This is a genomic window from Sporichthya sp. (genome assembly GCF_013815995.1).
Lineage (GTDB): Bacteria > Actinomycetota > Actinomycetes > Sporichthyales > Sporichthyaceae > Sporichthya.
In genome coordinates this window covers 24,983-36,388 of record NZ_JACDFE010000013.1, presented here as the reverse complement: position 1 = coordinate 36,388, position 11,406 = coordinate 24,983, and the positions used below count along the sequence as shown (strand labels likewise).

The window sequence follows — 11,406 nt, the reverse complement described above, 5'->3', positions numbered from 1 at the left end:
GGGCCGGACGTAACGCGTTTCAGGGGCAGTGCAGGATCGCGTTGAACGCCGGGTCGATCTCGCTGACTTCTTTGCCCGCCGCGGTGCCGAGGCTGTTCGCCGCTGCCACCAGGGCAGCCTGCAGCTTCTTGACGGCCGCCAGGTAGTCCGCCCGGTCCCCCACCGCGGCGTCGGCGAAGTCCTTGCGGGCGGCGGCGAACTCGTCCTCGACGGCCCGGTACACCTCGACCGTCGCCTCCGCGCCTGCTCGGCCGCCTTGGACGTCCGGGGCACCGCCGGCGGTCAGGGCCGTCACGATCTGCCCGGCGGCGTCGACCAGACCGTCGACGAAGACGAGACGGGTCTGCTGGTCCGATGTCAGGTCGGTCTGGTTCAGCGGTGCGGACCCCCGGGCGCCCATGGTCTGCACCAGGGACTGGAACGAAGTCCGCGCCCCGCAGAACGCCTGCCGGTAGGACTCCGCCGGCACGGTGCCGGCCGGCGCGGCCCCGGAGTCGGAATCCGAACCGCCGCAGGCCGACAGCACGGCCGAGGCCAGCACCACGCACAACGCCGCTGCCGCACCGGGCCGGCGGGACCAAGGGGACATCGCGTCCGCCTACGCGTCGAGGAGCGCGAGGACCTCGTCGGAGATATCGGCGTTGGAGTACACGTTCTGGACGTCGTCGAGATCCTCGAGGGCGTCGATCAGTTTGAAGACCTTCGTCGCGCCCTCGACGTCGAGCGAGATGTTCATGCTCGGGACGAACGAGGCGTCCGCGGAGTCGTACTCGATCTTCGCGTCCTGCAGGGCGGTGCGCACCGCGACCATGTCGGTCGCCTCGCTGATCACCTCGAAGGCCTCGCCGAGGTCGTTGACCTCTTCGGCGCCGGCATCGAGCACTGCGCCGAGGACATCGTCCTCGGTCAGGCCGTTCTCCTTGGGCACGATCACCACGCCCTTGCGGTTGAACAGGTACGCGACCGAGCCCGGGTCACCCATCGAACCGTGGTTGCGCGTGACCGCGACGCGCACGTCGGAGGCCGCCCGGTTGCGGTTGTCGGTGAGGCACTCGATGAGGACCGCGACGCCGTTCGGGCCGTAGCCCTCGTACATGATCGTCTGGTAGTCCGCTCCGCCGGCTTCGGCGCCGGAGCCGCGCTTGACCGCGCGGTCGATGTTGTCGTTGGGGACCGAAGACTTCTTCGCCTTCTGGACGGCATCGAACAGCGTCGGGTTGCCGGCCATGTCCCCGCCCCCGGTGCGGGCCGCGACCTCGATGTTCTTGATCAGCTTCGCGAACATCTTTCCGCGACGCGCATCGACGACGGCCTTCTTGTGCTTGGTCGTCGCCCACTTGGAATGACCCGACATGCCAGTGCTCTCCACTACCTCTACGTCCCAATCGCGGTGAGCTTAGTCGCCGACTCACCCGATGAGGCCAAGGTGTTAGGTGCCCCGGGGGCGGAGGGGGACTATCTGTAGGTGCCGACGCCTCGCTTTGCGCTGGTCCTGGCCGGGGCCCTCGCCGTCGGCGCCCTGACCGCACTGCCGGCCCCGATCGCGTCGGCCGCCGACCCCAAGCCCGAGAGCCGCCAGGACGCGGTGCTGTCCTCGCGCCTGCAGGAGGTCAACGCCGAACCCGAGGTGACCACCCGCGAGGTCGCCGACGAGACCTCCACGCCCCCCGACGGGCCGGGCAGCCTGCTCAGGTACGACGACCAGCGCTACCTGGTCGAGATCCGGGTGGCCGAGTTCACCGAGGACGTCCTGGACCGGATCACCGCGGCCGGGGCGATCGTCACGCACGAGAACCCGGAGCTGCGCCTGGTCACGGCCGGCGTGAAGCCCGACCAGCTGGACAACGTCGCGGATGTCGAGGGTGTCGAGTACGTCGCGGACATCCTGACCCCGATCACGCACGCCGCCTGCGCGACCGGGATCGTGAGCGAGGGCGACGAGGAGCTGCACGCCGACGACCTGCGCTCCGCGACCGGCGCCGACGGGACGGGCCTGAGCGTCGGGGTGCTCTCCGACTCCTTCGACCAGTGGAGTGGCGCTCCCACGCACGCCTCCGGCGACGTCGCCACCGGGAACCTGCCCGGGCCCGGGAACACCTGCGCAACCCCGGTGACCGTTCTGGACGACAGCGAGCAGGACGAGGTCGACGAGGGCCGGGCGATGGCCCAGGTCGTGCACGACCTCGCCCCGGGCGCCGCGCTGTCCTTCGCGACCGCCTTCAGCGGCGAGAGCGAGTTCGCCGACAACATCGCCGACCTCGCCGCCGCCGGCGCGGACGTGATCGTGGACGACGTCAGCTACTTCGAGGAGCCCTTCTACCAACCCGGCATCATCGACAACGCGATCGCCGACGTCACCGCCACGGGTGTGCAGTACTTCAGCAGCGCAGGGAACAGCAACGTCGTGCTCGGCGGGAACGACGTCGGGTCGTATGAGGCGATGGCCTACCGGCCCATTCCGTGTCCGGTGATGGCCATCCCGAGCGTCGACATCCTCGACGACTGCCACGACTTCGATCCCGGACCCGGCGCCGACAGCGACTTCAAGGTCCGCCTCAAGCCGGGCCGGAAATTCGTGCTCGACCTGCAGTGGGCCCAACCGCACTTCGGGGTCACCAACGACATCGACCTCTACCTGCTCGACGGCGCCGGCAACGTGATCGAGAAGTCGATCGATCCCAACCTGTCCAGCAAGAAGCCGGTCGAGGTGCTCAGCTACGAGAACGACACCGCCTCCAGCCAGGACCTGCGGGTCGTGATCGGGCGCTTCAGCGGCTCGGATACCCCGCGGATGAAGTTCGTCTTCTTCGGCGACCCGGACATGTTCGCCACCATGGACTACACGACCGGATCGGGTGGGGACGTGATGGGCCCGACGATCATGGGCCACAACGGCGGCGCCGACACGGTGTCCGTGGGCGCGCGCAGCGTGCTGGCTTCGACGGTGCAGAACTTCTCCTCCCACGGCCCGGTGACCCACCTGTTCGCCCCGGTCAGCGGAACCACGGCGGCCGCAGCGCTCGGCGCCGCGCGGGTGCTGGCCAAGCCGGATCTCACCGCCAGCGACTGCGGCCTGAACACCTTCTTCGGTTCTCCTTCCCCGGGCCCGTACCGGTTCTGCGGCACCTCGGCCGCCGCCCCGCACGCCGCCGCCGTCGCCGTCGTCCTGAGCGAAGTGCTCACCGACGCCCACCCCGCGGCGACGCCGGTGCAGGTGCAGGACCTGGTGATCACCGCGATGCGCACGACCGCGGTCGACCAGGGTCTGGACCCGCTGGTGGAGGGAGCCGGCCTCATCGACGCTGCTGCCGCCCGGATGCCTCTGGCCGCCGCACTGAGCGCACCCGACAACACCATCAGCTTCGACGCCCCGGCGGCCGCGCTCGCCGGCACCAGCACCCAACTGACGCCGGTCGCGTCCTCCGGCCGGCCCGTCGCGCTGACCGTGGACGCCGCCTCGACGACGGTGTGCTTCTTGGCCGGCAACACCGTCACCTACCTGACGAACGGCCTTTGCACCCTGCACGCGAACCAGGCCGGCGGTGGCGGCTACGACCCCGCGTCCCCGGTCACCGTGCTCGTGACCGTCGCCAAGCAGGTCCAGTCGATCCACCTCAGCCTGGGCACGTCCGGCTTCGTCGGAGCCAGCGCACCGGCCGGCGCGAGCGCCTCCTCCGGGCTCCCGGTCACCCTGGCCCTGACCCCGGCCTCCGCCGGCATCTGCACCCTCGCCGGGACGACGCTGAATTACGCGGCCCCCGGCACCTGCACCCTCAGCGCCGATCAGGCGGGCACCGCGATCTTCGCCGCGGCCACCCAGGCCGCCCGCGCAGTCACGGTCACCAAACAGTCGCAGACGATCTCCTTCGCCGCACCCTCGAGTGGCACCGTCGGCGGCAATGGCTCGGTGAGCGCTAGCGCCTCCTCCGGCCTGACCGTCACCCTCAACGTCGCGCCCGGCTCGGCCGGGGTGTGCAGTTTGGCCGGCAACACGGTGAGCTACCTGGCGGCCGGCACCTGCACGCTGACGGCCGATCAGGCCGGGAGCTCGTTGTTCAACCCGGCCCCGCAGGCCGCGCGCGCGATCACCGTCGTGCCGCCATTCGTCCCGGCTCCCCCGGCGCCGCCGTCCGCGCCGTCGGGTTCCTGCGGCGGCCGCAAGGCGACCATCGTCGGCACCGCCGGCAACGACACCCTGCGCGGCACCAGGCGCGCCGATGTCATCGATGCCCGCGGCGGGAACGACACCGTCGCCGGCCGCGGCGGCAACGACGTCATCTGCGGCGGCAACGGCAACGACACCCTCAAGGGCAACGGCGGCAACGACAAGCTCTACGGCGGCGCCGGCCGGGACGCCCTCAGGGGCGGCGCGGGCCGCGACTCCTGCAGCGGCGGAGCCGGCCGGGACACCACCTTGTCCTGCTGACGAACCGTCAGGAAGCTCGGAGCAGCCCGACCCGAACCATGAGGCGTGTCACGCCTAATGGTTCCTGGCAAGGTCCAGGAAGTACCGGTGGACGCGGTCGTCGCGGGTGAGTTCGGGATGGAACGAGGTGGCCATCAACGGGCCCTGGCGTACGGCCACGACGCGCTCCCCTGCCCGGGCCAGCACGGTGACCTCCCGCCCGACCTCCTCCACCCACGGCGCGCGGATGAACACCGCTCGCAGCGGGCGGTCGGGCTCGGCCAGATCGGGCGCCTCCAGGTCGGACTCGAAGGAATCCACCTGGCGCCCGAAGGCGTTGCGGCGCACCAGGACGTCAAGGCCGCCGATGGTCTGCTGGCCCTCGATGCCGTCCGCGATGCGGTCGGCGAGCAGGATCATCCCGGCGCAGGATCCGTAGACCGGCAGGCCTTCCTTGACCGCCGCGCGCAGCGGCTCCAGCAGGTCGAAGGCGGCCGCGAGCTTGATGATCGTGGTGGATTCCCCGCCGGGCAGGATCAGACCGTCGAGGCCGGCGAGCTCGGCCTCGCGCCGCACCAGGACCCCGCGAGCGCCCAGGGACTCCAGCAGACGCAGGTGCTCCCGGACGTCACCCTGCAGCGCGAGGACACCGATCCGCGGAGCGGTCACCAGCCCCGCTCGGCCAACCGGTGCGGCACCGGGATGTCGGCGACGCTGATCCCGACCATGGCCTCGCCGAGCCCGCGGGAGACCTTGGCGATCACGTCGGGGTCGTCGTAGAAGGTGGTGGCCTTCACGATGGCCTCGGCGCGCTGGGCCGGATTGCCGGACTTGAAGATGCCGGAGCCGACGAACACCCCGTCGGCGCCGAGTTGCATCATCATCGCCGCGTCGGCCGGGGTCGCGATACCGCCGGCGGTGAACAGCACGACCGGCAGCTTGCCGGCCGCGGCCACCTCGCAGACCAACGCGTAGGGGGCCTGCATGTCCTTGGCCGCGACGTAGAGCTCGTCCTCGCGCAAAGAGGTCAACCGGCGGATCTCGCCGCCGATGGTGCGCATGTGGGTAACCGCGTTCGAGACGTCGCCGGTGCCGGCCTCGCCCTTGGACCGGATCATCGCCGCGCCCTCGGTGATCCGGCGCAGCGCCTCGCCCAGGTTGGTCGCCCCGCACACGAAGGGCACGGTGAACGCCCACTTGTCGATGTGGTTCGCGTAGTCGGCCGGGGTGAGCACCTCGGACTCGTCGATGTAGTCCACGCCCAGGCTCTGCACGACCTGCGCCTCGACGAAGTGCCCGATCCGGGTCTTGGCCATCACCGGGATGGAAACCGCGTGGATGATGCTGTCGATCATGTCCGGGTCGGACATGCGCGAGACCCCGCCCTGGGCACGGATGTCGGCCGGAACCCGCTCCAGCGCCATCACGGCGACCGCGCCGGCGTCCTCGGCGATCTTGGCCTGCTCGGCCGTCACGACGTCCATGATGACGCCGCCCTTGAGCATCTCGGCCATGCCGCGCTTGACGCGCGCGGTACCCGTGCCGGTGCTCAGGCCGGTGCTGGACTCGCGGTTCGCGGGGCTGGACAAGGGGTTCCTTCGCTCGCGTGGGGCTGCGCTCTCGTGCGGCATCACGCCCATTCTAGGCGGGCGAAGGCGATGATCCCGGCGGCGTCGGCGCTGCGGGGCAGCGTCCCGAAGGTGGGCCCCCAGTCCCCGTCCAGGCGGGAGGCGCAGAACGCATCCGCCACCCAGGGCGGGGCGTGCCGGACCAGCAACGCGGCCTGCATGGTCAGGGCGAGCTTGGTGACGAGGCGTCGCCCACCGGCGTCCGGGGACGTGACGGAGGTCTCCAGATCGGCCAGGGCGGCGGTCAGCCGCCCTTCGCCGGCGGCGGCGTCACGGATCTCGTCCAGCAGCGGCTCGACCGCCTTCGGCTCGCGGGCCAGGACGCGCTCGACGTCGAGCACCATCATGTTCGAGGTGCCTTCCCAGATCGCGTTGAGCGGCGCCTCGCGGTAGTAGCGCGGCAGCGGGTGGTCCTCGATGTAGGCGTTCCCACCTATGCACTCGATGGCCTCCTCCGCGACCAGCGGGGCCCGCTTGCAGTTCCAGTACTTGGCGACCGGGGTCAGGATGCGCCCGAGCAGGCGCTGCTCGACTGCATCGGGGGAGTCGTGGTGGTCCAAGGTGCGGGCCAGGCGCAGCGCCAGCACCGTCGCCCCGGCCCACTCCAGCGCGAGGTCGGCCAGCACCGCGTTCTGCACCGGAAGGTCCGACAGCCGCGCGCCGAACGCGGAGCGGTGGTCGTTGTAGTACAGCGCCTGCGAGAGCGCTGCCCGCATCAGCCCGGCCGAGCCGATGGCGAAATCCAACCGGGTGTAGTCCGAGGAGGTGAGGATGGTCCGCACCCCGCGGCCCTCCTCACCGACCAGGATCGCCCACGCATCGTGGTACTCGATCTCCGAGGACGCGTTGGCCCGGTTGCCGAGCTTGTCCTTGAGCCGGTTGATGACGATGCCGTTGACTTCCCAATTCCCGCGGCCGTCCGGTCGCCAGCGCGGGACGAAGAAGCAGCACGGGCCGGCCTCGGTGCGCGCGACGGTGAAGAAGCCGTCACTCATCGGCGCGGAGCAGAACCACTTGTGCCCGTTGAGCAGGTACGCCTCCCCCGGGCCACGGGACCCGACCGGGTGAGCCAGCGTCACATTCGCCCGCAGGTCCGAACCGCCCTGCTTCTCGGTCATCGCGTAGCCGATGGTGGCCGCAGACTTCTCCTGCACAGGCCGGAAGGACGGGTCGTACCCGTGCACCGCGGTGCGCTCGGCGAAGGCGGCCAGCTCCGGGGTGTCCCGCAGGGTCGGGACGGCGGCGTAAGCCATTCCGGTCGGGCACGCGGTGGCACCGTCGACCTGGTTCCACAGGTAGGAGAGCGCGGCCCGGGCCAGGTGCGCCCCCGGCTCCCCCGCGGTCCAGGCCAGCGCGTGCACGCCGTGCCCGAAGCCCTGCGCCATCAGCTGGTGGTAGGCGGGGTGGAACTCGACGGTGTCGCTGCGGTTGCCGAGCCGGTCGAAGGCGCGCAGCTCGGGCAGGTGCCGGTGCGCGTCCCGGGCCGCGACGAGGGTCTCCGGCGCCCAGACCTCCTGACCGAGCGCGCTGATCCGGTCGCGGCTCCACGGCGCGTTCTCGGCCACCGCCGCCGAGATCAGCGCGTCGCCGGCGAAGGCGTCGACCCCGGTCAGGTCGGGCACCAGGTTGCCGGTCGGCGCGGCCGGCAGAGACCGCGAAGGCAGGGCGTGGGTCATCGGACGGCTCCTTGGCAGAAACGGGCGAGCTCGACGGCGACGGCGGCGCGGTCCGGCGGATGGTCCGCCCGATCGGCCAGCGAGGTGACCAGGCCCTCCAGGTAGGCGCCGACGATCGCTGCCCCGCGCACCTGGGCGTCCTGCGGCGGCAGTTCGCCGGCGGCGACGCCCTCGACGATCAGGGCGGTGAAGACCGCGGCGAGGGCGGCCCGCGCCTCCAGCCGGACCTGGTCGACCTCCGGGTCCATCGGTTCGACGATGACGGCGTAGGCCAGGTTGTCGCCGCGCAGCGCCCGGTCGACGAACGCCTCGACGCAGGTGCCGATCCGGTCCGGGGCGCTGCGGCCCGGCTCGGCCGCGATGGCGCGGACCACCGCGAGTTCGCGCTCGCAGACGTCGCGCAGCATCTCGGCGAACAGCGAGGCCTTGGACGGGAAGTGCCGGTAGACCGAACCGGTGGCGACCCCGGCGACCGCGGCCACCACGGCAACCTGGGCGGCCGCGAAGCCCTGATCGGCGGCCACCACGCGCGCCGCTTCCAGGATCCGGCGGCGGCTGTCGGCCAGCCGGGCGGCCACCTTCGGGCTCGATGTCGTCGGCACCCGACCACCTCCCAACCTGAACCGCTATTCGCGAGTGAATCACGGTTCAGGTTGGCCCGGCAAGCAGCGCAGGTAGCCGGCAGGGGAAACTCAGACAACCAGCGCAAATCTCGTCCGCGTGGCGGCAAAGATGCCTTCGCGAAAGCATGAATGCTTACCGCAACGGCGCCCGCCGCGGTTACCGTCGATCTTCGGTGGCCCGTGCACGGGGCTGGGCCCCGATCTCCACGAGAGGTACTGCCGAGGTGTTCGCGTCCGAGCGCAGCTTTCGCCCGGACGTCGAGGGTCTCCGGGCGGTGGCGATCCTGCTGGTGCTCGCGTACCACGCGGACCTGCTGTGGATCTCCGGCGGCTTTGTCGGCGTGGACGTCTTCTTCGTCATCTCCGGCTTCCTGATCACCCGCCTGCTCTTCGAGTCCCAGCGGCGCCACGGCCGGGTCCAGCTGGTCGAGTTCTACGTCCGGCGGATGAAACGGCTGCTGCCGGCCGCCGCGCTGGTCACCCTCTCGGTCCTGGTCGCGGCCCGGTTGTGGAGCGGGCCGCTCGAGAAGGAGAACGTCGCCGACGACGCTGTCTTCAGCGCCCTCTACGCGATGAACCTGCACCTCGCCTCCGAGGGCAACGACTACCTGAAGTCCGACGACGCGGTCTCTCCGCTCATCCACTACTGGTCGCTCTCGATCGAGGAGCAGTTCTACCTCGGCCTGCCTCTGCTGGTGCTCGCGCTGGTGCTGGTCAACCGGACCTACCGCCGGGTGGCCCTGATCGGCGCCCTGTGCCTGGTGGTCGTGGTCTCGCTGCTGCGCTCGATCACGATGACCCCGGACAACGGGGTCGACGCCTACTACTCGCTGAGCACCCGGGCCTGGGAGTTCGGCATCGGCGGCCTGATCGCGCTGTTCGCGCCCGCCATGCTCAAGGTGCCGCGCCTCGTCGCGATCGCCGGCTCCTGGCTCGGCGTCGCCCTGATCGCCTTCGCCGGCATCGCCTACGACAACCAGACCGCCTTCCCCGGCAGCGCCGCCCTGGTCCCCGTCGTCGGCGCCGCCCTGGTCATCGCGGGCGGCGCGCGCGAGCACACCATGGGGGCCGAGAGCCTGCTCGGGAGCGGGCCCGCCCAGTGGATCGGCAAACTCTCGTACTCGCTCTACCTGTGGCACTGGCCGGTGCTGGTCTTCCTGCCCCTGGCCCTCGACAAGCCGATGAACACCGGCTGGACGCTGACCGCGATCGCGATCTCGCTGGTCCTGTCGATACTGACCTACAAGCTGGTCGAGAGCCCGATCCGCGAGCTGAGCATGCGCACGCCGATCTGGCTCGCCCCCGGGCTGGGGTTGTCCGCGGCGACCGCGGCCGCCGCGCTGGTGTTCGCCGCCACCCTGCCCGCCCTCAACGGCACCGGGGTGCCCGCGGAGGCTGCTCCGGTCGCCGCCGCCGCAGGTAAGTCCCAGGCGACCACGGTGTCGGCGGCGCTGGAAGCCGGACTGGGAACCGTCGCGGTGCCGAGCAACCTGACCCCGAAACTGCAGGACGCGGAGAAGGACAACGACTACGCCAACGGCTGCCATCTGGACTTCCTGACGGTCAGTCAGCCCGCCTGCGCGTTCGGCAAGGCCGATGCCCCCGCCGCCCGCACGATGGTGCTCTTCGGTGACTCGCACGCCGCCCAGTGGTTCGCTCCCCTCAAGGACCTGTCCGAGGCGCGCGGTTGGAAGCTGCTGCAGCGCACCAAGTCGGGTTGCCCGGCCGCCAAGATCGCCCCGCAGTCGGACTCCCTGCGGCGCAGCTACACCGAGTGCTCGGACTGGCGGAAGGACCGGGTCGAGGAACTCGTCAAGCTCGGCCCCGCGCTCATCGTCGTCGGGCAGGCCGACGTCGTCCCGGGCATCAGCGTCAAGGACGACGAGTGGGCCGCAGCCACCGTCGAGACGTTGCTCGCCCTGCGGGCCAGCGGCGCTCTGGTCGTGGTGCTCGGGGACAACCCGACCGCCCCGCAGGATCCGGTCGCCTGCGTCGCCGAGCACCTCAAGGACGTCCAGCCCTGCACTTACACCCGGACCGTCGGCTACCGGGCACAGCCGGAGCGGCAGGCCGTCCTGGGCGCCGCCCTCAAGTCCGGCGGGTTCGACCTGGTTCCGACCACGGACTGGATCTGCGGCGCGGAGCGGTGCCCGTCGGTGGTCGGCAACCTGCTGGTGTACCGGGACACCAACCACATCACCAGGACCTTCTCCAAGTACCTGACCCCGGTACTCGAGCCGATCCTGATCTACGCCGAAGCGCGCTCCCCTGTGCCGCCACCGGCGCCAACCCCGGCCCCGACCGCGGCGCCGACTCCCGCCGCTACCCCTGCGGTGACGCCGGAACCCACTCCGGTGCCGCCGGTCCCGACCCCGGTCGAACCGCCGCCGCCCACGCCGACTCCGCTTCCCCCGCCGGTTCCCCCGCCGGCGCCCATACCGACCCCGACCCCGGCCTCCGACGTCCCGCCGGGATCGGTCCAGTCGGTCGCCGTACCGCCAGTGACCTCCTCGCGCCGCTAGAGCTCGCGGGCCAGACACTCCGGCGGGGCGTCATCGCACTCGAAGGTCGGCGGCGGCGGAGCATGCCCGGCCAGGCGCAGGTAGCGCACGTGCCGTTTGGTCCGCAGGGCCCGGGCCGCGCGCACCGCATCGTTGTGGAAGCGCCGGGCCATCACCACCCGCCGACCCGCGCCCTCCAGCTCCTCGACCAGCTGGCGGCCCTCAACCGGCCCGGTGAGTTCCTCGAGCTGCTCGGGTTGGTCCAGGGCGGCTCGCAGGGCACGGGACAGGTCACTCTCGGCCTGCGGGCGGGCCTCCCCCTCGGCCTGACGCGCGGCGTGCGCAGCGTCCGCGATCAGCAACGCGGAAGCCGGGTCCAGCAGGGCGGAAGTGGCCAACTCCATCGACACCGCCGAACGGCGCACCAGTTGGGCGTCCAGCGCGGCCCGGGCGGCGTCCACCCGGGCGTGCAGCCGGTCCAGCCGCCCCGCGGTCCAGCTCAGGTAGACCCCGGCCAGCAGAAGCGCGAGGACGAACCAGAGGACGTCCGTCACGGCTCAGACATCGTCACGC

Annotated in this window: 9 protein-coding genes; 2 read left to right on the top strand and 7 right to left on the bottom strand. The window is 71.3% G+C overall.

Features of this window, described 5'->3' with window-relative positions; all coding sequences use genetic code 11:
* Nucleotides 1–19 precede the first annotated feature (19 nt).
* Both H0X00_RS03150 and H0X00_RS03145 read right to left on the bottom strand, forming a co-directional pair.
* The gene (locus tag H0X00_RS03150) at nt 20–589 is read right to left on the bottom strand and encodes a hypothetical protein (protein ID WP_293767260.1); all 570 of its coding nucleotides are present in this window, start codon (nt 587–589) and stop codon (nt 20–22) included.
* Between the two features lie 9 nt (nt 590–598).
* Entirely contained in the window at nt 599–1,354 is a 756-nt protein-coding gene (locus H0X00_RS03145; protein ID WP_293767259.1) for a YebC/PmpR family DNA-binding transcriptional regulator, read from the bottom strand.
* A 111-nt stretch (nt 1,355–1,465) separates the two neighbouring features.
* Here H0X00_RS03145 and H0X00_RS03140 point away from each other — a divergent pair, with 111 nt between their 5' ends.
* Nucleotides 1,466–4,426, top strand: a complete 2,961-nt coding sequence (locus tag H0X00_RS03140; RefSeq protein WP_293767258.1) for a S8 family serine peptidase — start codon at nt 1,466–1,468, stop codon at nt 4,424–4,426.
* Nucleotides 4,427–4,480: 54 nt separating this feature from the next.
* Here the strand turns inward: H0X00_RS03140 and pdxT are convergent, their stop codons facing one another.
* Genes pdxT through H0X00_RS03120 form a run of 4 tightly spaced genes read right to left on the bottom strand, consistent with a single transcriptional unit; the run spans nt 4,481 to nt 8,311 of the window.
* Nucleotides 4,481–5,074, bottom strand: a complete 594-nt coding sequence (pdxT, locus tag H0X00_RS03135) for a pyridoxal 5'-phosphate synthase glutaminase subunit PdxT (protein ID WP_293767256.1) — start codon at nt 5,072–5,074, stop codon at nt 4,481–4,483.
* The gene (gene pdxS / locus H0X00_RS03130; protein WP_367186405.1) at nt 5,071–5,994 is read right to left on the bottom strand and encodes a pyridoxal 5'-phosphate synthase lyase subunit PdxS; all 924 of its coding nucleotides are present in this window, start codon (nt 5,992–5,994) and stop codon (nt 5,071–5,073) included. Before pdxS ends, pdxT begins: the two co-directional genes overlap by 4 nt.
* A 41-nt stretch (nt 5,995–6,035) precedes the next feature.
* Complete coding sequence (locus tag H0X00_RS03125) at nt 6,036–7,709, bottom strand: acyl-CoA dehydrogenase family protein (RefSeq protein WP_293767254.1); 1,674 nt, start codon at nt 7,707–7,709, stop codon at nt 6,036–6,038.
* The gene (locus tag H0X00_RS03120; RefSeq protein WP_293767253.1) at nt 7,706–8,311 is read right to left on the bottom strand and encodes a TetR/AcrR family transcriptional regulator; all 606 of its coding nucleotides are present in this window, start codon (nt 8,309–8,311) and stop codon (nt 7,706–7,708) included. Before H0X00_RS03120 ends, H0X00_RS03125 begins: the two co-directional genes overlap by 4 nt.
* Nucleotides 8,312–8,556: 245 nt before the next feature.
* On the opposite strand from H0X00_RS03120, the gene H0X00_RS03115 reads away from it, so the two are divergent.
* Nucleotides 8,557–10,854, top strand: a complete 2,298-nt coding sequence (locus H0X00_RS03115; RefSeq protein ID WP_293767252.1) for an acyltransferase family protein — start codon at nt 8,557–8,559, stop codon at nt 10,852–10,854.
* On the opposite strand, the gene H0X00_RS03110 is transcribed toward H0X00_RS03115, so the two are convergent.
* On the bottom strand, nt 10,851–11,387 hold the full coding sequence (locus H0X00_RS03110; RefSeq protein ID WP_293767251.1) for a hypothetical protein: 537 nt from the start codon (nt 11,385–11,387) through the stop codon (nt 10,851–10,853). The two genes, H0X00_RS03115 and H0X00_RS03110, sit on opposite strands and share 4 nt — an antisense overlap.
* Between the last annotated feature and the right edge of the window lie 19 nt (nt 11,388–11,406).

Coding starts and splice junctions, on each gene's coding strand:
- H0X00_RS03150 (WP_293767260.1), bottom strand. CDS start 589: ATGTCCCCTTGGTCCCGCCGGCCCGGTGCGGCAGCGGCGTTGTGCGTG.
- H0X00_RS03145 (WP_293767259.1), bottom strand. CDS start 1,354: ATGTCGGGTCATTCCAAGTGGGCGACGACCAAGCACAAGAAGGCCGTC.
- H0X00_RS03125 (WP_293767254.1), bottom strand. CDS start 7,709: ATGACCCACGCCCTGCCTTCGCGGTCTCTGCCGGCCGCGCCGACCGGC.